The organism is Tepiditoga spiralis, from assembly GCF_014701195.1.
Classification (GTDB): Bacteria; Thermotogota; Thermotogae; order Petrotogales; family Petrotogaceae; genus Tepiditoga; species Tepiditoga spiralis.
This window is the reverse complement of the sequence record NZ_AP018712.1, coordinates 1,298,878-1,323,231: the sequence shown is the minus strand read 5'-3', so window position 1 is coordinate 1,323,231 and position 24,354 is coordinate 1,298,878. Positions and strand designations below refer to the sequence as shown.

22 protein-coding genes and 1 riboswitch are annotated in these 24,354 nt (G+C 23.7%); of the genes, 10 read left to right on the top strand and 12 right to left on the bottom strand.

What is annotated here, in order from left to right; genetic code table 11:
- The first annotated feature begins 39 nt into the window (after positions 1 to 39).
- Together IGS63_RS06165 and IGS63_RS06160 are read left to right on the top strand one after the other, a co-directional pair.
- On the top strand, positions 40 to 636 hold the full coding sequence (locus IGS63_RS06165) for a DUF4897 domain-containing protein (RefSeq protein WP_190613385.1): 597 nt from the start codon (positions 40 to 42) through the stop codon (positions 634 to 636).
- A 9-nt stretch (positions 637 to 645) separates the two neighbouring features.
- Positions 646 to 1,254, top strand: coding sequence for a DUF6115 domain-containing protein (locus tag IGS63_RS06160; RefSeq protein WP_190613384.1), 609 nt, complete (start codon positions 646 to 648; stop codon positions 1,252 to 1,254).
- Between the two features lie 31 nt (positions 1,255 to 1,285).
- On the opposite strand, the gene IGS63_RS06155 is transcribed toward IGS63_RS06160, so the two are convergent.
- From IGS63_RS06155 to IGS63_RS06145, 3 genes are read right to left on the bottom strand one after another with little or no spacing between them, the layout of a single operon-like run.
- The gene (locus IGS63_RS06155) at positions 1,286 to 2,053 is read right to left on the bottom strand and encodes an ABC transporter ATP-binding protein (RefSeq protein WP_190613382.1); all 768 of its coding nucleotides are present in this window, start codon (positions 2,051 to 2,053) and stop codon (positions 1,286 to 1,288) included.
- Positions 2,046 to 3,032, bottom strand: a complete 987-nt coding sequence (locus IGS63_RS06150; protein ID WP_232521145.1) for a FecCD family ABC transporter permease — start codon at positions 3,030 to 3,032, stop codon at positions 2,046 to 2,048. The genes IGS63_RS06155 and IGS63_RS06150 overlap by 8 nt, the downstream gene beginning before the upstream one ends.
- A 20-nt stretch (positions 3,033 to 3,052) precedes the next feature.
- Positions 3,053 to 4,078, bottom strand: coding sequence for an ABC transporter substrate-binding protein (locus IGS63_RS06145; protein ID WP_232521144.1), 1,026 nt, complete (start codon positions 4,076 to 4,078; stop codon positions 3,053 to 3,055).
- A 78-nt stretch (positions 4,079 to 4,156) separates the two neighbouring features.
- Positions 4,157 to 4,227: riboswitch (adenosylcobalamin-variant (AdoCbl-variant) riboswitch) on the bottom strand.
- Positions 4,228 to 4,382: 155 nt separating this feature from the next.
- Here IGS63_RS06145 and abc-f point away from each other — a divergent pair.
- From abc-f to IGS63_RS06130, 3 genes are all read left to right on the top strand, one after another.
- Positions 4,383 to 6,173, top strand: coding sequence for a ribosomal protection-like ABC-F family protein (gene abc-f / locus IGS63_RS06140; protein ID WP_190613380.1), 1,791 nt, complete (start codon positions 4,383 to 4,385; stop codon positions 6,171 to 6,173).
- Complete coding sequence (locus IGS63_RS06135) at positions 6,170 to 8,137, top strand: glycoside hydrolase family 13 protein (protein WP_190613379.1); 1,968 nt, start codon at positions 6,170 to 6,172, stop codon at positions 8,135 to 8,137. The genes abc-f and IGS63_RS06135 overlap by 4 nt, the downstream gene beginning before the upstream one ends.
- 77 nt (positions 8,138 to 8,214) lie before the next feature.
- Entirely contained in the window at positions 8,215 to 8,514 is a 300-nt protein-coding gene (locus tag IGS63_RS06130) for an STAS domain-containing protein (protein ID WP_190613377.1), read from the top strand.
- A gap of 22 nt (positions 8,515 to 8,536) precedes the next feature.
- Here the strand turns inward: IGS63_RS06130 and IGS63_RS06125 are convergent, their stop codons facing one another.
- Complete coding sequence (locus tag IGS63_RS06125; protein WP_190613375.1) at positions 8,537 to 9,472, bottom strand: PD-(D/E)XK nuclease family protein; 936 nt, start codon at positions 9,470 to 9,472, stop codon at positions 8,537 to 8,539.
- An 88-nt stretch (positions 9,473 to 9,560) separates the two neighbouring features.
- On the opposite strand from IGS63_RS06125, the gene IGS63_RS06120 reads away from it, so the two are divergent.
- Positions 9,561 to 10,907 (top strand): MATE family efflux transporter, encoded by a 1,347-nt coding sequence (locus IGS63_RS06120; protein WP_232521143.1) that lies wholly within the window; start codon positions 9,561 to 9,563, stop codon positions 10,905 to 10,907.
- On the opposite strand, the gene IGS63_RS06115 is transcribed toward IGS63_RS06120, so the two are convergent.
- Positions 10,904 to 11,212: a late competence development ComFB family protein gene (locus tag IGS63_RS06115; protein ID WP_198423024.1), complete on the bottom strand. Its 309-nt coding sequence runs from the start codon at positions 11,210 to 11,212 to the stop codon at positions 10,904 to 10,906. The genes IGS63_RS06120 and IGS63_RS06115 overlap by 4 nt on opposite strands.
- 57 nt (positions 11,213 to 11,269) lie before the next feature.
- Entirely contained in the window at positions 11,270 to 11,794 is a 525-nt protein-coding gene (locus IGS63_RS06110) for a phosphatase PAP2 family protein (protein WP_190613374.1), read from the bottom strand.
- Positions 11,795 to 11,909: 115 nt separating this feature from the next.
- Between IGS63_RS06110 and IGS63_RS06105 the strand changes: the two genes are divergently transcribed.
- Together IGS63_RS06105 and IGS63_RS06100 are read left to right on the top strand one after the other, a co-directional pair.
- Positions 11,910 to 12,659: an undecaprenyl-diphosphate phosphatase gene (locus IGS63_RS06105; RefSeq protein ID WP_190613372.1), complete on the top strand. Its 750-nt coding sequence runs from the start codon at positions 11,910 to 11,912 to the stop codon at positions 12,657 to 12,659.
- Positions 12,660 to 12,680: 21 nt separating this feature from the next.
- Positions 12,681 to 13,454 (top strand): DUF368 domain-containing protein, encoded by a 774-nt coding sequence (locus tag IGS63_RS06100; RefSeq protein ID WP_198423023.1) that lies wholly within the window; start codon positions 12,681 to 12,683, stop codon positions 13,452 to 13,454.
- A gap of 128 nt (positions 13,455 to 13,582) precedes the next feature.
- On the opposite strand, the gene IGS63_RS06095 is transcribed toward IGS63_RS06100, so the two are convergent.
- The 3 genes from IGS63_RS06095 to IGS63_RS06085 all read right to left on the bottom strand — a co-directional run bounded on the left by IGS63_RS06095 (position 13,583) and on the right by IGS63_RS06085 (position 17,013).
- Positions 13,583 to 14,950 carry an ATP-binding protein gene (locus tag IGS63_RS06095; RefSeq protein WP_190613370.1) on the bottom strand — a complete coding sequence of 456 codons (1,368 nt, stop codon included), beginning with the start codon at positions 14,948 to 14,950 and terminating at the stop codon, positions 13,583 to 13,585.
- A gap of 205 nt (positions 14,951 to 15,155) precedes the next feature.
- Positions 15,156 to 16,397, bottom strand: coding sequence for a diaminopimelate decarboxylase (gene lysA / locus IGS63_RS06090; RefSeq protein WP_190613368.1), 1,242 nt, complete (start codon positions 16,395 to 16,397; stop codon positions 15,156 to 15,158).
- The gene (locus IGS63_RS06085; protein ID WP_190613366.1) at positions 16,384 to 17,013 is read right to left on the bottom strand and encodes a histidine phosphatase family protein; all 630 of its coding nucleotides are present in this window, start codon (positions 17,011 to 17,013) and stop codon (positions 16,384 to 16,386) included. The genes lysA and IGS63_RS06085 overlap by 14 nt, the downstream gene beginning before the upstream one ends.
- Positions 17,014 to 17,056: 43 nt before the next feature.
- Here IGS63_RS06085 and IGS63_RS06080 point away from each other — a divergent pair, with 43 nt between their 5' ends.
- The gene (locus tag IGS63_RS06080) at positions 17,057 to 17,458 is read left to right on the top strand and encodes a hypothetical protein (RefSeq protein ID WP_190613364.1); all 402 of its coding nucleotides are present in this window, start codon (positions 17,057 to 17,059) and stop codon (positions 17,456 to 17,458) included.
- Here the strand turns inward: IGS63_RS06080 and IGS63_RS06075 are convergent.
- Entirely contained in the window at positions 17,455 to 18,804 is a 1,350-nt protein-coding gene (locus tag IGS63_RS06075) for a sensor domain-containing diguanylate cyclase (protein WP_190613363.1), read from the bottom strand. The genes IGS63_RS06080 and IGS63_RS06075 overlap by 4 nt on opposite strands.
- Positions 18,805 to 18,990: 186 nt before the next feature.
- Between IGS63_RS06075 and IGS63_RS06070 the strand changes: the two genes are divergently transcribed.
- Positions 18,991 to 20,826: a diguanylate cyclase gene (locus IGS63_RS06070; RefSeq protein WP_190613361.1), complete on the top strand. Its 1,836-nt coding sequence runs from the start codon at positions 18,991 to 18,993 to the stop codon at positions 20,824 to 20,826.
- Positions 20,827 to 20,941: 115 nt separating this feature from the next.
- On the opposite strand, the gene IGS63_RS06065 is transcribed toward IGS63_RS06070, so the two are convergent.
- Both IGS63_RS06065 and IGS63_RS06060 read right to left on the bottom strand, forming a co-directional pair.
- Positions 20,942 to 22,630, bottom strand: coding sequence for an ABC transporter ATP-binding protein (locus IGS63_RS06065; protein ID WP_190613359.1), 1,689 nt, complete (start codon positions 22,628 to 22,630; stop codon positions 20,942 to 20,944).
- Complete coding sequence (locus IGS63_RS06060; RefSeq protein ID WP_190613357.1) at positions 22,623 to 24,332, bottom strand: ABC transporter ATP-binding protein; 1,710 nt, start codon at positions 24,330 to 24,332, stop codon at positions 22,623 to 22,625. Before IGS63_RS06060 ends, IGS63_RS06065 begins: the two co-directional genes overlap by 8 nt.
- Positions 24,333 to 24,354 lie beyond the last annotated feature (22 nt).

The window sequence follows — 24,354 nt, the reverse complement described above, 5'->3', positions numbered from 1 at the left end:
TATAATAGTTAATAAGAATATATTTTTAGGAGGCGTATTATGCAAAAAAATTTGAAAAATAAAGGTATAAACTTTACTATAATGACTATTTTATTCATTGCAGCTATACTAATATTGAATCTTTCTATTTTTAAATCTGGATCATATAAATATGATATCCTATCAAAAAATATTATTTTCAACATAAATGAAAATGGAATTACATCTTTAAAATTAACAACAACAATAAAAGCGCAAGATAAAAAGAGTTTTAATTATTTATTGAATGGATATAAACGTTCTGACATAGAAAAATCTAAAGGTTATGAAAAAATTTTTAATGAAAAAAACAATAAAAATATTTATTGCAAAGTATTAAATTATAAATCTATAATTAATACTTCAGAACTCAATATATTTGTTGAAGAAACAATGGATTTATCTGGAATAATAAATAAAAATAATAACGAATTAATTTTTAATTTTCCCATTAAGCGATTAAACATCGATGCAAATTCTAATTTATACGTATATCTTCCAGAAAATTGGACCTTAAAAGAATCTATTCCAACTCCTTCAAAAAACTTAGGAACATACTTATTGTGGAATAATGTTGGAACTATTGATTTTTCAAAAATTGTTTTAAATAAAAAATAGGAGGAAAAAATGACAGTATTTACTTTTTTTATTTCATTATTAGCAATGATCGTATCTATATTTAATATTATTTTGATGATACAAATATTAAAAAAAACAGATAAAAACAACGAATTAACTTCTATTAGCTTTGATGAGGAATCAAATAAACTTTTAGCAAGATTCCAAAAAATAACTACAACTAAATTAAGAGCTTTAGATAATAAAATTGAAATAGTTGATCAGTTATTAAAAGATGTTAATGAATCTTATAGTCGTTTAGCTTCAATATTATCTGAAGTAGAAAAAATAAATGATGAACATTTTAAAAATAAAATTATGAATAATAAAATTATAGATAGTATAAAAGCTAGCGATGAAAAACCCTTAGAATCTCAAAAAATAAATGAAATACTTGAAAAAAATGATGAAATAATTAAAAGTGAAAATGAAGAAAAAATTATCAATAAAGAAAATAATGAAACTACAAAAAATAAATATAAAGAAGAAATAATATTAGATAAAAAAAGTATGGTTTTAGAATATTATCATCAAGGATTAACCCCTCAAGAAATAGGAAAAAAATTAAATATAGGAATAGGTGAAGTAATGTTATTTATAAACCTCTACAATAAATGATAATTGAATTTTTCAATTATCATTTATTGTTTTAATTAAATACTATCTGTGGAACATTATATTTAGGATGCTTTATTATACTTCCATCGAGATTATAAATATCTTTAATATTTTCTTGGGTTATTACATCTATTGGTGAACCATCACACACAACATTACCTTTTAGCATTATAATTAATCTTTTTGAATAAATACTCGCAAGATTTATATCATGAAAAACCGCTACAACTGTATGTCCATTTTGAGTATTTTCTTTTACTATATTCATTAATGATTGTGCATGACCAGGATCTAAATGAGAAGTAAACTCATCTAAAAATAAAATTTTAGTTTTTTGAGCTAAAGCTCTTGCAATCATTACCCTTTGTTTTTCTCCACCTGATAAATTTGAAAAAAATTTATTTTTATATTTAATTGTATCTGTTTTTTTCATAGCTTCTTCAATTATTTTTTTATCTTCCATTGTTTCAAAAAAAGAAAACGTTTTAGAATAAGGAACCCTCGACGTTGAAATTATACTCTCAACATCATATTTAAAAATAGTATTAAACTCTTGTGGAACAATAGATATTGTTTTAGCTAACTCTTTATAATTAAAATTTTTAATATTTTTATTTTTTATTAAAATTTCTCCATTAAAATTTTTTAAAATACCTGATAATATCTTCAATAGTGTGCTTTTACCAGAACCATTAGGACCTATTATTGACACAAATTCTCCAGCTTTTATATTTAATTTTTCTATATTTAAATTAAATCCATTACCATAAGAAAAGTTTAAATTATTTATTTTAATCATTTTTTCTCTCCCTCTTTAGTATGTAAATAAATACTGGAGCACCAATTATTGAAGTTACAACCCCTATTGGTAATTCTGTTGGTGCAAATATAGTTCTTGAAACAAAATCACTTGCTGCAAGAAATGATCCACCAACAAACAATGAATAAAAAGTTGATACTGATGAATAAGGTCCTGTAACTTTTCTTACAATATGAGGAATAACTAATCCAACAAAACCTATTATACCAGTTTTAGAAACGGCAATTGAAACTGCTAAAACATTTATTCCTATTAAAATTATTTTTATTTTCTCTGGATTTATTCCAGAATAAACAGCCATATGTTCTCCCATTGAGAGAACATTTAACTGTTTTGAAAATAATAAAGAAGTTATTATTTGTAAAAATAAAACAAATAATAATATATAGCAATCTTTCCAAGTTAAAGATGCTGTACTCCCCATTAACCATATGTTTACATGAATTAAGTTTTTCCAATACATAACAGTAAATAAGGTTGTTATTGAGTTAAATAAAAAACTTACAATAACACCACTTAAAATCAAAGACAATATTGGTATTTTTTTCCCTTCTTTTGCAATTAAAAATACTAATATAGTTGAAAAAACACCAAAAAAGAAGGCTGTACTTTCCATTCCAAAAGGTAATTTTATTGCATATATCATTGTTAGAGCTGAATAAATAACCGCTCCAAAACTTGCACCAGAAGATATACCCAAAATATACGGATCTGCAAGTGGATTTTGAATTATTAATTGCAGTATATTTCCTGAAATTGCAAGTATTGCACCGGTAATAAAGCTTCCTAAAACTCTTGGAAGTCTTATATTTAATATTATATTAGTATATATTTTGTTTGGATTTTTATTAAAAAAAATTAAAAGAATATCTTTGAAACTCAATTTAACAGTTCCAAATGAATTAAAAAATATTATTAAAATAAAACTACTTATCATTAAAAATAGAAAAAGGGGCAAAGCCCCTTTTAAATTTTTTTTCAATTTAATTCACCAATTTTTTTATTTAAATCTTCAAGTACATTTATAAGCGATGGTGAGGCTTGAGAAGCTTTATTTCCATCTATCAATATTATTTTTCCATTTTTTATTGCATTAACATCTTTAAATTGTTCTGCTGACATTAACTTATCTTTAGATGATGTATCTCCTGGATAATAAGAAGGAACTATTATTGCATCTGGATTTTCATTAACAACAAATTCTGGTCCAACAGATAACCATCCATTGTTTCCAGTGTAAGGAGCTACTAGGTTTAATCCACCTGCATAGGCTATCATTTCATTTGTAAAAGAACCTGTTCCTGCTGTCCAAATTGTAGAAACATTGTTTGAAACCATTGCATACATTACTCTTGGTTTATTCTTTTTATTTGAATTACTCTTAGCAATTGAAATTACCTTTGCTCTTAAAGAAGAAGATAGTTTTTCCGCTTCTTTAGATTTTCCTAATATTGTACCAATAACAGATACATCTCTAAGTATTTCATTAAATGATGTTGGATTTATAACAAATGCTTTTATACCATATTTTTCAAGTTTTTTAACTTCTGGTTCTTGAAATCCTCCAGTTAAAAAAACAACATCTGGATTCAATGAAACTATTTTTTCAATGTTAAGAGGAACCATATTTCCTATTTTTTCTGCAAGAGGCAATTTTAATTTCATACCTATTTTTAAAGAGTTATTCTTTAAATTATTAGCTTTTTTTATTTCATTTAATCTTGCATCAGAATATCCAAATTTTTGCATTATACTGTATAATGTATCACCTTTTTTTACTGTATAAGATATTTCATTTCCAATTGAAGTATCCCAATCAGTAACTCCTACTACTTTACCTTTTAAGTTCAAATTAGAAATAAAATCAGATATTGATGGAGCTGCACATATAACTCTATTTACTGATGTTTCAAATGTAACCACTCTTCCTATATCATCTATTACAGTGAGAGAAAATGATACTAATGCAACAACTACAAATAAAATCGTTAAAAGTTTTTTCACCTTATACTCCTCCTATTTATTTATTACGCCAAAAAAATAAGCCCCCCCTTCTGGCGCGGAAGGTTGGTTTTTGTTTCAAATTTATTAAGTATCCCGGCTTTACGGTGGCGCGACCGCAACAGAATTTCACTGTTTTCCCTTAATAAATTCATGCAAATTATACCACTTTAAATTAAAAAAAACAAGTCTAATAATACTTATTTTTTATCATTTTTTATTTTTAAACTTAAATATACTCAATACTCTTTGATATTTTAACTTTATGTTGTATAATATCTTGAGAAAATAGTAAGAGGTGAATTTTATGCTAATAAGACTAGAAGATATTGCACATAACTTTGGAACACAAGAATTATTTTTTGATGTTAATTTAACTGTATATGAACAAGATAGAATAGCTTTAATCGGTCAAAATGGAAGTGGTAAAACCACTCTTTTAAATATACTTTCCGGTGAAATAGAACCTACTGAAGGAAAAATAATAAGAAGTAACTCTTTAAAAGAAAGCTTTTTAAAACAATTTAGAATAACAAATCCAGAATTAACTTTATTTGATTTTGTAAAAGAAGCTGTAACGGATGTTGAAGAAGTAATGATAGATAAAACAGTTAGAAGCATAGTCGTTGGTCTTGGATTCGATGAATCTCAATGGACAAGAAAAATTTCTACACTCAGTGGTGGAGAATTAACACGTCTTTCTCTTGGAAAAGCTTTAGCTGGAAACCATAATCTTTTGTTGCTTGATGAACCTACTAATCATTTAGACCTGTACTCTATAAAATGGTTACAAAAATACTTAAAAAACTATAAAGGAGCAATAATTTTAATATCTCATGATAGAGATTTTTTAAATGGAATTTGTAATAAATATGTAGAAATAAATAATTATAAACTATGGCAATTTAATGGAACTTATGACAAATATATTGACCAAAGAGAAAAAGTAATAATTTCTACAGAAGCACGAAAGAAAAATCTTTTAAAAGAAATTAAAAGAGTAGAAAACATGATAGCTATGTATAGAAAATTTGGAACAGAAAAAATGGTTAGACAAGCAATTATAAGAGAAAGGACATTAAAAAAATTAAAAGAAGAATATTCTGAAATAGAACAACTAACTCAAGACAGAGGAATAAAAATAAAAATTCCAGAACCAACTAGAACTGGACACGTTGTTTTAAAAGTTGAAAATCTAAACTTTTCTTATGAAGATAAACCTCTTTTAAACAAAATATCCTTTGATGTTATGGAAGGAGAAAAGGTTTCTATAATAGGAAAAAATGGATCTGGTAAAAGTACCTTAATAAAAATACTATCAAATAAACTCAAACCACTATCAGGAATGTATGAATGGGGATACAACATAAAAGTTGGTTATTTAGATCAGGTTATTTCTTCATTTGACAAAAGTATAGATATGCTTTCTGAAACTTGGAAATTTGTTCCAGATTGGCCTGATTATGAAGTTAGAAAGTATCTTGGGAGATTTGGTTTTTATGGTGATAATGTATTTAAAAAAATAGAAGATTTATCTGGTGGGGAATTAACAAGATTAGCTCTTGCAAAAATAATTTTAACAAAACCAAATGTATTAGTACTCGATGAACCTACTAATCACTTAGACATAATAACTGTAGGAGTTCTTGAAGAAACTTTAAAAGAATTTAAAGGTGCAATTATATTAATATCACATGATGAAAGACTGATAAAAAATATCAGCAATAAATTTGTTTTTATAAAAGATGGGAAATCAAAAGTTTCTAAAGAATTAAATGATTTTCTTGAAGATATAAAAAATGATTCTTTTAAAATTGAAAAAAGAAAAAAAGACACTTCAAATTATGCAGAAATAAAAAAATTAAAAAACAGAAAAAAAACATTAGAAAGAAGAAAGCTTCAAATTCAAAATGAAGCTAATAACACTTTCGAACGATTAGATGATCTAGAAAAATTAATGATAACTCATGGAAATAATTATTCAAAAGTTATGGAATTAATGGAAGAAAAGGAACAGCTTGAAAAGAATTTAGAAAAAATAGAATTAGAAGAAGTAGAAATTAATGAAGAATTAAATCAAATGGAGGATTTAATATGAATGGAATTTACTCAGACCAAACCAAACTTTACTTGACTCCAGAAGAACCTATTGTAGGTGAAAAAGTAAAAATAAGAGTTAGAGTTCCAAAATATCTCGGCAAAGTATTGGGAAGCGTTTATGTAACACCTGAAAAAAATATAAAAAAATACAGAAATATAAAAATGAAGCTCATAAAAGAAACAGAACTTTTTGTTTATTTTGAAAGATCTTTTATAATGCCAGATAGAAATATTCATTATCATTTTGAAATAGAACTTTTAGATAAAAATCAAAAAATAAAATATGATGCAATGGGATTAGTAAACAAACGTTCTATACATAATTTTGTTTTAATCCCAAATTTTAAAACTCCAGAATGGTCTCATGGATCTATTTATTATCAAATATTTGTTGACAGATTTAATAATGGAGATAAAACTAATGATCCTGTTAATGATGAATATATATACGATGGTAAAAAAATAATAAAAAAAGAATGGAATGAACTACCAAGTCAAGAAAATGGACATAGAGAATTTTATGGTGGAGATTTAAAAGGAATAATGGATAAAATAGATTATTTAAAAGATCTTGGAGTGGAAACGATTTACCTCAATCCCATCTTTGTTTCTCCAAGCCCTCATAAATACGACACACAAGACTACGAAAATATAGATCCTCATTTTGGAAAAATAGTAGAAGATACAGAAGATATTAAAGAAAAATATAAAGTTAGAACAACCTTTAAAAGTAATCTTAAAGCAAGTAACTCTTTATTTTTAGACTTTGTTAACACATTACATAAAAACAATATAAAAATAATTCTTGATGGTGTTTTTAATCACTGCGGATCGTATCATAAATGGGTTGATGAACTTAACATATATGATGATGGCGTAAAAAACAATAAAAATTCAAAGTATAAAGAAAATTTTTATTGGAATGGTGAAAATTATGAAGGATGGTGGGGATATAGTACTTTACCAAAACTAAATTATAGTAATATAAAACTAAGAGAATATATAGCAAATATAGGTATTAAATGGGTTGATAATTACAAAATTGATGGTTGGAGATTAGATGTTGCAGATGATCTTGGAAAAAGCAAAGAAGAAAATATTGAATTTTGGAAATTTTTTAATAAAAAAATAAAGTCTAAAAATAAAGATACAATAATATTTGCAGAAGTATATAAATCTCCATTAGAATGGATAGAAAAAAAATCATGGGATTCAATTATGAACTATATTACTTGTATGGATCCTGTTAGTTATTTTCTAACTGGTATTGAAAAACATAATGATTCAATTAATGAATCATTGTTCATGAATTCAAATGAGTTTATAAAAAGTGTAACTCATGCATTATCTCAACTACCTATGAATAGTAAATTTATAGCACTAAATCAACTTAGTAATCATGACCATTCAAGATGGATGACAAGAACAACCAGAAAAATAGGAAGGATTAATACAATAGGTCATGAAGAAGCAGCTAAAGATATTGATTTAGACGTTTTTAAAATTGGAATAATGATGATGTTTACATTGCCAGGTTCACCAGGTTTATACTATGGAGATGAAATTGGATTAGCTGGTTGGACAGATCCAGACAACAGAAGACCATTTCCTTGGAATGAAGTCGAAAACAATAAAATACTAAACTTCATAAAAAAAATAATAAGTATTTATAAAAAAAACAATGCATTAAGAAAAGGTAGTTTCGAATTTTTAAATAATGATGGTGGCTATTTATCTTATGGATTATGGAACGATGAAAAGAAATACATTGTTATAATAAATAGAGAAGAAATTGAAAAAAATGTAAATATTCCTGTCTGGTTATTAGAAATAAATCAAGGAAAAGCAAATCTACTTATTTCAAATCAAGAAACAAATCAAGAAGAATTAAACTTTAACAATGGAAATTTAAACTTTATTGCTCCAAAAAAATCTGCATTTATTTTTGAATTAAAATATTAAAAAAAAGAAAAACTTTGTTTACTTTTCTAATTATATATGTTATAATTTAATAGTAAATGAAAAATGGAGGTGACTCAATGAGAAAAGAAATTAGAGGAAATACAGCAAGAGTTTATCTTGATGGAAGAGTTGATATAACAAATTCTTCTGATTTAAAAAAACTTTTATATGAACTAAAAGATAACGGTATAAGAAAAATAGTAATTGACATGGAAGAATTAGAATACATCGATAGTAGTGGACTTGGTAGAATTTTTTATTTTTTTGCTGATTATAAGAGAGATGGTGGATTAATGGAAATTCACAATATAGTAAATGAAAATGTTAAAAAAGTAGTTGAAATAGTAAAATTAGATAAAATAATAAAAATAAAATAATAAAGGAGTTAAAACTCCTTTATTATTTTATTTTTAAGAATTTTTTACCTTCATCACATATCTCAATAAAATTACACATCTTACACGAATAACCAGGATTAGCCTTAAATGATTCCATTGATTTTGGCTTATTAATTTCCGAATCTTCAAGATACTCTTCTATTTTTTCAATACTATTATCTATATATTTCTGAACATTTTTTATTTCATCATAAGTAAATGTTCTAACATAACTCTCTCCTGTAAGTAAATACTCATTAACACACTCTATTTTTTCTATATTAATATCCTTATACTCTGAAAGAACATACATCACATAAATTATCATCTGTATATCATGTTTTGCAGTATCTTTTTTTCCAGTTTTCCAATCAGCTATTACAATTTTATCATCTATCTTATATAAAGCATCTAAAATTGCATATAACTTCGTATTTTTATATTTAAAAAAATTAAAAGACTCTTCATCAAGTTCAAAAATCTTACTCTTAGTATCTTTTAACTCATTATAAGTCTTTGAGTTAAATATATTTTCAGAACAAACCTTTACTCTCTGAGCTATTTTTTTACCCAAAGATTTATCTAAACCGTTTCCATAATAATATTCATGAAGCATATTTATGCTTTTTGGAGATTTAAGCCATTCTTCTTTTTTATAAAAAGAATTTTTACAATCTTCTTTTATACTACCTAATATATTTAAGTAAATAGTATTACTATCCATATTCATTCCAAGAATATTATTTTTTATCATTGTGTGTAAATAAGTTCCTAATGCAGAATATACATTTCCCAATTTATTTAATGTATAGGCTTTTTTAGATAAGGTAGATGCATCATTTTCCCATCCATTCCATTGAGCATATGTACTATAATAATATTTTCTTTTACAACTTTCAAATATATCCATTTTAGAAACAGACCAAGATTTTTCTGGATATTCTCTTTTTTCAAACAAAATAACACCTCCATGAATTTATTATACCATTTTTAAAAAAAATGTGTTATAATTAGTTAGGAAAGCTAATTAATGAGGAGGTATTCTTTTGAAAACAAAAATAGATATTTTTAAAGTGAGTATATGGGAAAGTTTATTAAAGTTATCATGGCCAATAATTTTAGCAAATATTTTTCAAGCTGTATATAATATAACCGATACATATTTTTTAGGTAAATTAGGAAGTATTGAAATAGCAGCGCCTACAATATCATGGCCACTAATTTTTATATTTATTTCAATATCTGGCGGTTTTAGTATGGCAGGTTCTTCAATGGTAGCTCAATATACAGGAATGAAAAGAAAAGAACTCGCTGAAAAATCTGCTGCTCAAACAATTTTAACAGTTACTTTAATTTCCATTATTACTATGCTCTTTGGTTTGTTTTTTTCAAAAAGTATGCTTTATTACATAGGCGCAAGAGATTTAACCTTAGAATATTCATTAAAATACTTCAATATAATATTAATATCCACGCCTTTTTTATTCTTTTTTGAAGTAAACACAGCTATTCTTAGAGGATGGGGAAATACCTTTACTCCGCTCATTTTAAGATTTTTTTCTATAACTTTAAATATAATATTAGACCCAATTTTTATTTTTGTTTTTAAAATGGGAGTTGAAGGCGCTGCCATAGCAACTTTAATATCAAAAATTATTTTTTCTTTATACTTAATGTATGAAATGTTTACAGGAAAATATGGTTTTAAAATTCATCTTAAAGATTTGAAGTTTGATTTAAGATATATAAAAAAAATACTATTAATTGGACTTCCAACTTCATTTGGTCAATCAGTAACAGCCATGGGATTTGCAATAATAATGAAGGTTGTGTCAAAATTTGGTACAAACGTCGTAACTGCTTATGGTATTGGTAATAGAGTTACTAATTTAATTGTTATGGTTTCGATGGGAATTTCGGGAGCAACCTCTATAATGATAGGTCAGTTTATAGGATCTAACAATAAAAATAAAGCAATAGAAACCTTAAAAAAAGCATCAATATTAACCTTTTTTAGTGTTTTTATATTAAGTTTTTTCTTATTTTTATATGGAAAAAACGTAACAAGCTTCTTTATAAATGAAATCGAAGTAATAAATACTGGTAAAATTTATTTTTCTATGGTCTCATTATCATTACCATTTTTTGCAACAATGTCAATTTTTTTAGCTGCAATGAACGGAACAGGACACACAGTACAAACAACCATAATAAACTTAACAAGATTATGGATCATAAGAATACCTTTAATAAAACTTATGGCTGACTATTATGGTTTTATAGGAATATTTTATGCAATGATAATAAGTAATATTCTTGCCATGTTATTAGCCTATGGATTTTTAAAAACTGATAAATGGAAAATTAGATTAGTAAAAGAATATGAAAATTAAATTAATCCAACATCATTTTGATTATGATGAGGATTTTTACTAACAATTTCAACAGCCTTTAAAAGCTGCTCTAGAACATCAACTCTAATTTGATCTCGAAGTTCATTTGTTCTTTCAATAGCTTCTCCTTTTTCCGTGACAACATACTTTGGTTTAATATTATTTAAAACAATTGCCAAAACATCAGCATGACATTTTGGACAGTTACAAATTTTAATCAAATTTGTTTTTAGTAAATCATTATAAACATCTTCAACTATATCTTCCATTATATTTTTTAATTGAATGTCTTTTATAGTAATCACCCCCAATCAATTATATCATAAATAAAAGAAACAACTTTTGAACAAAAGTTGTTTCTTTTATTTGTTTTTCATAATTTTTTCGTATATTTTTATAGATAAATATCCGCAAAAAATACCAATTCCAACTCCAGAAATAACATCAATAAAGTAATGAACACTCAAATATATCCTTGAAAATGCAATTAAAGAAGCTAAAGTTATAACAACCCATTTTAATGATTTTTTATTTGAACTCAAAAAAATACCAAAAGCTGAAGCAAAAGAAGCTGAAGCATGACCAGAAGGAAATGAAAAATCTTTTGGCAAAGGTATGAGTATTTTTAAATCATAAGTTGTAAATGGTCTTGGCCTTGCAATGAGATGTTTTAAAAATAAATTTGAAATTATAAAAGAAAAAAATAAACTGAGTAATGATACTATACCAATCTTTCTTGTACTTTTAAATATTAAAAACAATAATGAAATTAAAATCCAAATCATTCCTAAATTTCCAATTTTTGTAAAAAATATAAAAATGTTATTTAAAATAAAATGATTTGAAGTAGTAAAATTTTGAAAAAAATCAATAATAGCTTTATCCATAAAAAAAGTACCCTCCTTATTTAAGATAAAAATATTATACCATAAAAGAATTTAAGTCTATTTTAATAAAAAAATGATATAATGCATTGGATTTTATTTAATAGGGAGGTTCAAAATGCAAGATTTTATTTTGGGATTAGTTCAAGGATTAACAGAATTTTTACCAGTATCGAGTTCAGGTCACTTAACTATTTTTTCAAAGTTTATGGAAATAAACACAAATTTACCTTATTTTGCGGTTCTTCACCTTGCAACATTCTTTGCGGTATTGTTTTTTGTTTTTAAAGAAGTTTGGTTAATTTTAAAAGGAATTTTTACTTTAAACAAAGACTATTTAAATCTTGCTGGAAAACTAATAGTTTCTACAATACCAGCTGTCTTTTTTGGGCTCATGTTTAATTCTAAAATAGAAGAAGCTTTTTCTTCTATAAAACTCGTAGGAATATTTTTAGCAATAACGGCATTGATGATGCTATTTTCAGATAGATTAAATAAAAATCAAAAAACTATGAATACAATAACCTGGATGGATGCTCTTTTAATAGGGTTAATACAAGCATTTGCTATTTTTCCTGGAGTATCAAGAAGTGGTTCTACTTTATTTGCTGCATTACTTCTTGGAATGAAAAAAGAAGAAGCTGTTAAATATTCATTCTTAATGAGTTTACCAGTTACCTTTGGTGCAGGTATATTAGAAATGCAAAAAATAACCTTGAACACAAGTCAATACTTTGGGGTTATAGCAGCATTTTTAAGTGGTCTATTAGGATTATACTTAGTTAAAAAGATTGTAATTAATGGAAAACTAAAATACTTTGCTTACTATTGTTTTACAATGGCAGCAATTGCAATAATATTTATGTAAAAATCATATAGGAGGCACATTATGTTTCAAGATTTTTTTCTTGGCTTTTTAATAGGTCTTGCAAATTTAGTTCCTGGAATAAGTGGTGGAACAATAGCCGTTATTTCAGGAAAGTACGAACAACTTTTAACTTCTGTTTCTGATTTTATTTCATTTAAGTTTAATAAAAAAATGCTTATGTTTTTATTAATGCTATTTTTAGGGGCAGGAGTTTCTGTAATTGGTTTTTCAAAAGTAATAACATATCTCTTTTCAAACTTTGAAATTTATCTTGTTGGGACATTTGTTGGATTAATCTTTGGAGGAATTGTATATTTATTTAAAAAAATAAATTTAAAATCAAAAACAAATCTTTTAACTATAATTAGTTCAATAATAATATTCTTAATAATATTTTTTATGTTACCTTCAACTAAAGCTAATGGGAATTTAAACTTTTTTTATTTAATATTTGCAGGAATTATAGGTGCAGCAACAATGGTACTCCCTGGAATAAGTGGATCATCTATGCTTTTGATTATGGGAGTATATGAACCATTTATTAAAGCAATTTCAGAATTTGATATGACAATAATTTTACCTGTTGGAATTGGTGTAATAATAGGTTTAATTTTTATTGTAAAACTTTTAGACTTTTTACTTAAAAAGAATGAACAAGTAGTTATGTCTTTTTTAATAGGTTTAACAATCGCAGGAACAGTAAAGATATTCCCACATTTAAACTTTTTAGTAATTGTATTTATTTTTGTGGGATTTTATCTTGGATATATAATGGAAAAAATATTTCAAAAATAAAGAAAATAGATTGATATAATACCTCCAGAGTAGCCAGTGTAAATAATTAAAAATTTGCATTGAACTACACGGAGGTATTTTTATTATGTTAAGAAAAAAGAAAAAATATATATTCATAAGCTAATGCATTATATATTATAGATTTTTTTTATATCTTTAGGAGTAAATAAAAGTAATGACTCATCTTTTAAATTGAGAATTTCATCTAAAAAACCATTTTTTGAAAAAATTATATATTTTTTATTTTTGTTACCACAATTAATAAATGTACTTCGTAATTTTAATTTATCATATACTTTTAATCCTACTTTTTTATTTGTCCATTTACATTCTCCAAATACAATATTAGTTTCATTATATACTATTATATCAATATCATAAGACTCATTTTTTTTATACGGAACCTTTCCCCAACATTTCCCAATTTTTTCTGGTATAAAACCAAGTATATTTGGATTTTCAATTATAAATTTTTTGCAAATTTTTTCAAATTGAAATCCAACATAATTATTGAAATTCAAATAAATCTTTTCAAGTGCTTTTTCAGGAACAAATTCAATCAATGAAAAGTTTTTATATATATTTTGAAAATAAAAATTGTAAAAATTATCATTTATCATATATTTTATGTCTTTACTTTTTTTACTAAATAAAGATTTTTCTTTTGAAATGATTTCATATATGCTATTTAATTCATTTAAATATTTTGGCAAATTAGTTTGAGGTATCTTAGAAATATCTGATATTTCAGAACTGCTCTTCATTCCACCAGATAGAGATTCTAAAATTGAAAAGTAAGATTTATGTTCTGATCCAAACTCTGTTATTAAAATATTTTTTGCTTCTTCTTTTAAAGGTGAGAATTCATCAATAAATAAATTATTAATTAAAGTTTTTAATGAGTTTTTCTCTTTAAAAAGCCATAAATATTTAGGAATTCCACCAGTTATACTATATATTTCTAATGATTCATTTATACTATAACCAAAATCTTTTAGCATTAAAAGTGTATCTTTTAAAGAAAATTCTTTTATCTTTAAAAGATAGTCATTTCTACCAAATAAAGGCATTTTTTCATCAGTAAATATTTTTTTTATCATTCCCACATATGAACCTAAGATTATTAATTTAGTTTTATCTTTGTTTTCATCCCATGCATGTTGAAAGGCATACAATATTTCTTTATTTATTTTAAAAAAGTTTTGAAATTCATCAAAAATAACGTATTCATATTTTTTAAATAAATCTAAAAAAAGGTCATACCAATTCATATATAAACCTTTTGAAAAACTTAAGCTCAATTCTTTTAATAACGTTTCTTCTTTTTTTACTTCAACAAAATAATAAAAAGTATTTATTTCATTTTCAAAAACTTTTTTTATTAAAGTTGTTTTTCCAATTCTACGTCTTCCATACAATACAATAAAAACTTTTTTATTTGTTTTTTTTATTTTATTGAAAAAATCAATTTCTTTTTTTCTATTATAAAATTTCAATTTTTTTCACCTCTAATTTATACTAACCAGTATTATACTGAATAGTATAATACTGGTTAGTATAATTATAACTCTTTTAATACTATCTTGTCAATCTATTTGATTATGTTTTAAAGTTAATTAATATAAATTCTATTTTTATTTTAGTGTAAGTATTTTAATAGAATTGCTAAAAATAAAACGGACAAAAATTTTTGTCCGTTTTTTAAAGCTCATCTTCTATCATTTTTTCATAAGATTGTCTTTTTATTATTAATTTATCTTCACTTCCATTTATCATCACAACTGCAGGTTTTGGAAGTTTATTATAATTACTTGACATTGAATAACAATAAGCACCTGTACTTAAAACGCCAATAATATCATTTGTCTTTAATTTTGGAAGTTCAATATCTTTTATTAAAATATCTCCAGATTCGCAACACTTTCCAGCTAAAGTTATTTTTTCAATTTCATTTTTATCTAAGTCATTAAAAACCACTGCATCATAATTTGATCCATAGAGAGCTGGTCTTATGTTATCTGTCATTCCACCATCTACACTCACATACTTTCTTACATCTGGAATTTCTTTTATTGTTCCAATTTTATACAAAGTCATACCAGCTTTTCCTATTAACCATCTTCCTGGTTCAATTAAAATTTTTGGAATTATTAATTCTTTTGACTTAAATTCATTTTGTACAGTTTCCATAATTTTATCTGTAAAAAAATTTATCTTAGGCTCTGTTTCATCTGTATATTTTATACCAAATCCACCACCAACATCTAAAATTTTTATATCATAATTAAGTTCTTTTTTTATTCTTTTCGCATATTCAGTTATTTTTTTTATTGCTTCTATGTATGGAGATACATCAAATAGTTGAGAACCTATATGAAAATGAAAACCCATAAAGTTTAAAGTATTTGAATTTATAGCTTTTTTTAATACCTTTAATAAATAATCATTTAATTGAAATCCAAACTTTGAGTCTACATTTCCAGTAATTATATACTTATGAGTATGTGCTTCAACACCTGGTGAAACTCTAAAAAGAATATTTATTTTTTTATTTAAATTATCTGTAATTTGAATTAAATTATTCAACTCATTTTCATTATCTACAATAAAATTAACTCCATATTCTACTCCCGTTTTTATCTCTTCAATTGTTTTATTATTTCCATGAAAGTATATTTTATTTTCAGGGAACTCTACACTCATAGCTGTATATAATTCCCCACCAGAGACAACATCTAAACTCATATTTTCTCTTTTTAAAATTCTACACATTTCTTTGCAAAGAAATGCTTTACCTGCATAAACAGCTTCTGTGTTATCGTGTTTTTCTAAAAAGTTTTCTCTTAATTCATTAATCTTATCCAAAATAATATCTTTTGAATATACAAACAGTGGAGTCCCATACTTATTGACAAGTTCTTTAGCCCTTTTATTTGATAGCATACTCTTCTCCTTTCAAATGTGATTTATCTCCTGTCATTAATATATTAAACTTATTATCATTAACTTCTACAATAGTCAATGAAGTATTTTCACAATAAGTTTTTTTCCACAAATCTTTGAGCTCAATATTTTCATAAATAGACATTATTATTTTTAATATAATTCCATGAGTTACAATTAAAACATTTCCTTCATTATGATTTTTTATTATTTTATTTAAAACTTCTTTTACTCTTTTTTTTACTTCGTAAAAATTTTCGCCTGTTTCATTTTTATAAAGATGTGGTTTATTCCAAAATAAATAAAGCTCATTGGAATAAATCCCATTAAAACTTTCATAATTAACTCCTTGCCATTTTCCAAGGTTTATTTCTTTAAGATCTTCCATTTGCTTTATTTCAATTTTTCTATCTCTTTTTAAAATTTCAGCTGTTTTATAAGCTCTTTTGAGTGAACTTGAATAAATAGCATTAAATTTAATATTTTTTAATCTTTCGGATAATAATTTAGCTTGATTTATTCCTTTTTTGGTTAACGGTGAATCTCCCCAACCTTGGAATTTTTTTTCAATATTCCATTCTGTTTCTCCATGCCGAGTTATATATAATCTAATCAATTTAAACCTCCAATTTATGCTATAATTTAAAAGGGGTGATAAAATGATAAAAAAAATTTCAGAAATACCAGAAAAATATATAATGTTTGGAATTGATATTAATGGAAAAGAAGATAAAGTAATAAAAATTTTAAAGAAAAATTCTAATTGGAAATTATTGGAAAACAAAAAAGATCTTGACCACGGTGATGTTCTTTTAAATAGATATGAAAATAAAATTTTAATTGGAATAGCTCTTTACAATACTACTATTCAAAATGAAGAAATAATAATAAAAACCTTATTAAATATTTTAAATACCTTAACACCAACTCTTGAAAGCAAAGAAATAGCAGCTATAAAAACTAAAAAACTCTTTAATGATAATATTTTTGGAATAAAATTTGAAAAAATATACGAATTATTTAAAAATCATAAATTGAGATTTAAACTCTATGAACTTTAATAAAATTCATAGAGTTTCTTTGACTTTTTAGCTTTATACATAGCTTTATCAGCTTTCATCAATAAAGTATTAAAATTTTTTCCATCTTTTGGAAAGATTGAAACTCCACAGCTTATTGAAATTTTAAATTCATCTCCATCAATGTTTATTCTTTCATTTTCTTTATTCAACAAACGACTTAATGTTTGTTCAATAAACTCTTTTCTTACATCATTTAAAACTATTAAAAATTCATCTCCACCAAGTCTGGCAGTAAAATCACTCTTTCTTAAAGATTCTTTTAAAATTTTACCAAATTTTTTCAAAACATAATCTCCAATATCATGTCCATATTTGTCATTAATACATTTAAATTTGTTTAAATCAATGTACACGAAAGCTATTTCAAACTTATTTCTTTCAGCAAGACTGAATATATTGCCCAAGTTTTGATCTAAATATCTTCTATTAGGTAAATCTGTTAAAAAATCATACATAGATAATTTATTTAATTTTTCTTCAACCTTCATTCTTTTTAAAAATATACTGAGCTGATTTGAAACTATTTTAGATAAACTAAGGCTTAGATCTGATAATGCATTTTTACCTTTAAAAGAATCAAGAAATAAATGAGCTACATGCTCATTGTCTACAAAAACCGGAACAGAAATAGAAGATTTTATTCCATAATTTTTAATTTTATCTTTAACTTTTGTATAGTAATTTTTATAATCATTGAATATAAAAAATTTTTTGTATCTTTCAAAATATTTTTCATTAAAAGAAAGTGTTTTAATATCTTTAAAATCATAATTATATATTGCAACACACTTAAAATTTTTATTATTATCTTTAAGAAAAATGCTACCAGCATTAATACCATCAATCATTGAAATTGCCTCTTTTAAAAAATATTTAAAAACTTCTGAATAATTTTTTTTATTTAAAGATATTTCATACAAATCTAAAAGGGCTTTATAAATCTTCCTCATAGATTCTTTTAACTTTTTTGTTTTGATTTCTTCTGTTATGTCAATTCCTATACTAATAACTTCTATAATTTCATTTTTTTTATTTTTTACTACATCATTAAAAAATTTAACATATATTTTTTCATTTTCCGAATTTAAAATTTCATTTACATGTGTTTTTGTCATTTCATTAACACCAGAAATTATTGTTTTAAAGTATTCAAAAGTTTCCTTTTTTACTTCATTAGGTAAGAAGTTATTAAACCAATTTTTATTTAATAAATCTTCTTCTGTAGTTTTCAATAAATAAGTAGCAAAATCATTTGCATATATAATTTCTCCATTTTTATTTAATTTTATAACAAATAAATCAAAATTATTAAAATCTATATTCATTTTATCCCTCTCCTTAAACGTTTATACTTAATTATATCATAATCAACTATAAAAATATTTTTGTATTTTTTGTATTTTTTTATATTTAAATTTAAACATAATCGTTTTTATTCTGTTACATTTTTTGCTTTTTTTTAATATAAACAATTATATAATATATTATATAAGTATTTATTTGGAGGAAATATGAAAAAAATATTATTATTAATTCTTTTGTTTCAAATTTCATTCATATACTCTCAATCCATAAAAATAGGTTATTATAATGATTATCCACTTTGTTTTAAAAAAAATAAAACTGAAAGTGGTTTTTTTGTTGATATACTAAACTATATTTCAAAAGACACTTGGAATATTAACTGGATCTATGGTAATTTGAATAACTTATTAGAAGAACTAAAAGATGGAAAAATAGACATTTTAATTAATATAAAAGATATAAAGGAAAGAGAAAAAAATTATATTTTTTTTAAAGAAAGTTTTTTTTATAATTATGGAGAACTTGCAACCTCAAAAAATATAAACTTATCTTCAATAAAACTACTAGAAAATAAAAAAATAGGAGTTATGAAAAATGATATACATTACATTGGAGAAAAAGGATTTAAAAACCTTTTAAGAGATTTTAATATAAATAGTGAGTTCATAGAGTTTAATAATTATGATGAAATTGTCAAAGCATTAAAAAAACATATAATTTTTGCTGGAGTTTTTTCTAATTCGTTTCTTACTTCTAATAACACATTAAAAAAAACTGGTATTGTATTCTCTCCTGCAGATTTAACTATAGCCACTTCTAAAAAATCTAAAACAGGAATTTTGTTTTTAAATGATATTAAAAATAAATTTAAGCTTTTAAAAGATAATAAAAATTCTTATTATTATACTATTTTTTCAAAATATTTTCCAAAAAAAGGAAATATATATAATCTATCTCAAACTTTAAAACAGATACTCTTTGGAATATTTTTAATAATAGTCTTTACTTTTATATTTTTATTATTAAAATATAAAAATAAAAAAAAGATAATAAAAATTTTAAATAATATAGACTTTTTAGAAAAATCATTTGATTTAATAACTTCTGAAAAAATAGATTCTTTTGATTTTTTTACTTATATTTATTTAGAATTAAAAAAACTAAATTTAATAGATTTCTTAGGTTTAGGTTTTTTAGATAATAACAATTTAAATTTTAAATTAGGGTTAAGTAAAAACAAAATAATTGATTATACGCTTAAAAAAAGTGCAAAAACAAAAAATATATCTTGGTATTCAATTGATACTAATAAATCTTTATACATACCCAATATTTTAAAGTGGAAAGATCCGGATTATACTCCACGTGTACAAGATAAAAATTTTTTGAATAAAAGTTTGACTATTTTATCGATACCAATAAAAACAAAACATAATAAAGGGGTAATTTTATTTGAAAAAACTGGAGAAAACTCTTATAAAAAAGTAGATAAAAGTATTTTAAATACAATTGCTAAAGAAATAGAATTATCATTTAAATACAAAGAAATATTAAATCAATTACATTTAGAAAAAGAAAAATATAAAAATATTGCTTTAAAAGACTCTTTAACTGGACTATATACAAAATACTTTTTTTATGAATGGCATTATAAAAAACGAGAAAAACTAAAAAGAACAAGTGAAGAATCAATTCTTGTAGTTATAGATGTTGATAAATTCAAACAAATAAATGATAATTATGGTCATCTTACTGGCGATAAAGTTTTAAAATCTATTTCAAAAATAATATTAAATAACATTAGAAAAATGGACTTTGCCACCAGATTTGGGGGAGATGAATTTTTAATTGTATTTGAAAATACAAACTTAAATTTTATCGAAGAACGAATGCAAAAAATAAAAAACGAAGTTAAGCATTTAAACTTTAACTTTAAAATCGATATTTCATATGGTATTGAAAAAATAACTTCAAAAGAATCTATTGAAAAATCTATAAAAAAAGCAGATGAAAAAATGTATAAAATGAAACAAAGCCGTTAAATGGATTTGTTTCATTTTATATTTCTTGAAATATTTATTTATAATGAATTTACTATATTTTGTACCATTTAATTAAGCTTATAAGCATTATTAAAAATAAATTTATTCTATATTATTAGATCTTTACTTTATTAAAATCAAGAGTTATAACTTCATCATAATCTTCAGAGTTAAATTCATGTGAAATCAAAAAAAATGTTTTATTTTGCATAGTATTTTTTATTACTGAATTGATTTTGTCTTTTAGTTTTTCATTTAAAGATGATGTTGGTTCATCAAAAATAAAAATTGGTGCATCTTTTAAAAGTGCTCTTGCTATTGCTAATCTTTGTTTTTGTCCCCCTGATAAAGTATTCCCGTTGTTAGTTAAAGTTGTTTCATATTTATTTGGAAGTTTTTCTATAAATTCATGAGATCTTACCTTTTTTGATACTTTAATAATTTCATCACTACTTTTATTTATATTTCCATAATGAATATTTTCAAAAATTGAATCATTGAAAAGAAAAGAATTTTGTGGAACATATGAAAAAAGTTTTCTAAGTTCATGTACATCATAATCTTTTAAAGACTTTCCAAACACAAAAATATTCCCACTGTAATTAGTATGATATTTAAGTAATATCTTTAATATTGTACTTTTTCCTATTCCACTATTACCAACGAGTAGTGTTTTTGATCCACTTTTAACTTTAAAAGATAAATCTTTAAAAATATACTTATCTTTATTGTATGAAAAACTAACATTATCAAATTCTATGGCATAAGGTGTTTCTTGAAAATTTTTTGTATTATTTTCAAAAAATTCTTTTTCATTTATTTCCTCATCATTTAAATTTAAAATATTTGAAATTCTTTCTGTTGATGCAAGAATACTTTGAATATTTGAAAAATATGAGCTCAAAGCTTTAAATAAATCTATAATTGGTCTTCCAAGTTGAACACACAATAAAACACTCCCTATTGAGATTGCACCTTTTAAACTAAAAAAACCAGATATTATTAAAAGACCAGCAAATTCAAAATATTCTGAAGCATTATTTACAAAAGAAATTCCTGCATCATATTTTGCTCTTTTTTTTGAAAAATCAAAATATTTTTTTGTTGTGTTTTTAAAAATTTTAATAAAAAAATTTTCATTATTAAAAGCTTTTATTATATAACTTCCACTCAAAAAATTTGAAATATGTTCTGTTTGTTTAGATATTGTATTTTGTATATTCCGAGAATTAACCTTCATCTTTTTTATAAAAATATAATTTAATATGAGATTAAAAATACCAATAGTTATTATATAAATAAATATGTATTTATTTAATTTAAATATTATAACAGCACCACCAAGTGCTCCCACAATAGCCATTAATAAATTCAATATTTGATTTGAATAAATACTTTCAACTTTTTCTATATCACTATTATAAAGTGTCATAATTTTTCCTGAAGTATACTTTTCATCAAAAAAAGGTTTTAATCTTAAAACTTTTTTAAAAAAATATTCTTTTATTATACTTGTAATTTTTTTTACTACATAATCATTTATATATGAAAATATCCCCATTACAATAATCAAAATACCAAAAGATCTTAAAACAAGAATAAAACCACCTAAAAATGACGAAAAGTCTTTTTGCATCATACCGTCTACAGAAGTTTGTAACCCTTTAGCAACATAATAATTAAAAAAGAAGTTTTGTGATGCAACAAAAAATACAGATATCCAATAAGCTAAAAATATAAATGTATTACCACCATTTTTTCTCATGAATGAAAGTATAAATTTAACAGAAGAATTTTTACTCATTTAGATCCCTTCCATTTTCTATAATAATTTTTTTATCAAACCATTTTAAAATAGATTTTCTATGGGTAATAAATATTATAGTTTTATCTTTTAATTCCGAAAAAATATTTTCAAGTAATTTATTTTCAGTTTCAAGGTCAAGCGCAGAAGTAGATTCATCAAATATAAATATTTCCGCACTTTTCGATAAACCACGAGCAATCGATAATCTTTGTTTTTCGCCACCAGATAAACTATTTCCAAACTCACTTATTTTTGTATCTAATGTTCGAGTTTTTTGATTGATTAAAGAAATAATTTGAGATTTTTTCATTGATTGAATAATTTCTTCATCAGTAACATTATCAAAATCAGAAAATTTTACATTCCAACGTATAGATTCATTAAAAAGAAAAATATCTTGAGGAACTATGGACACATATTTTCTTAATTCATGTATATCATAATTATTAATATCTTCACCAAAAATTTTTATTTTTCCTTTATTTACTTTATAAAAACCCATTAACAATTTCAAAATTGTTGATTTTCCAGAACCACTTGAGCCTAAAATAACAACTTTTTCTCCTCTATTTATTGTAAAACTCAAATCATTGAATATAAACTCATCTGTATATTTAAAAGATACATTATCAAATTCAATAGTAGGGTTATAGTTTATATTTATATTTGTTTTTTTACCAGTTTGTTCCTCTTTCAAATCTAATATTTTTTTAATTCTTTTAATTGAAACAACTGCTTTATTTCTTGAAGAAATATAGTGAGTAGAAAAACTAAGTGGAGTAATGAATAAAATTATAAATTGCATAAAGGCTATTAATTCTCCAAGGGTTAGTCTATTATTTATAATCTCAAATCCTCCATATGCAAATAGTATTAAAATAGGTAAAAACATAATTATGATATTCATTTGAAATAATAAAGAATCAAAGAAAGATATTTTTTTATAATTTTTTAAAAAAAAGCTAATTTGTTTTTTGAATTTTGATAGAAATATACTTTCAAGTTGAAATGCTTTTAAGACATCTATGCCAGAAATCGCATCACTAAATATTGTATTTGATTTATCTATTATATTTTGTTGTTTAAAAGTATAAGATTTTATTGGTAATGCAACAATAAGTGATATTATTAAACTTATGGGTATTATAAGAAATGAAACAACGGTTAATTTCCAATTTATGAATAAAGCAAATGAAATAGAAATAATAAAAATGATTGGTTGATAAAGTAAGTCATTAAACACCTTTGAAATATAATCTTTTATTAAATCAATATCATTCAAAAACAATGTCATTATTTCTCCAGTTTGTTGCTTTTCAAGATCTGTATATTTAGAAGTTAAAAGCTTTTCAGAAAATTTATTTCTAAGCTTTACAATTATTTTTTCAGTTGATACATTATTTACAAATGTTTTGATGAAAACAAGAATTGATACACCTATACTTAAAAAGAATAACTTATAACCAATATTAAAAAACATATCATAGTTTTTGTTTGTGAGGAAATTTATTAAATCTTTTTCTAATAATACAATGCTTATAATCCCAAAAGCAGTAAAAAAAGAAATTATAAAAGATAAAATATAATTTTTAAAGTAAGGTTTAATAACCATTGAACTAAGGAGTTTCTTTTCATTTTTATTTATTTTATTATTTTTATCATCATTATCTTTATTTTGAACTGTTATAGATATTCCCATCTTTTCCACTCCTACTAAAATA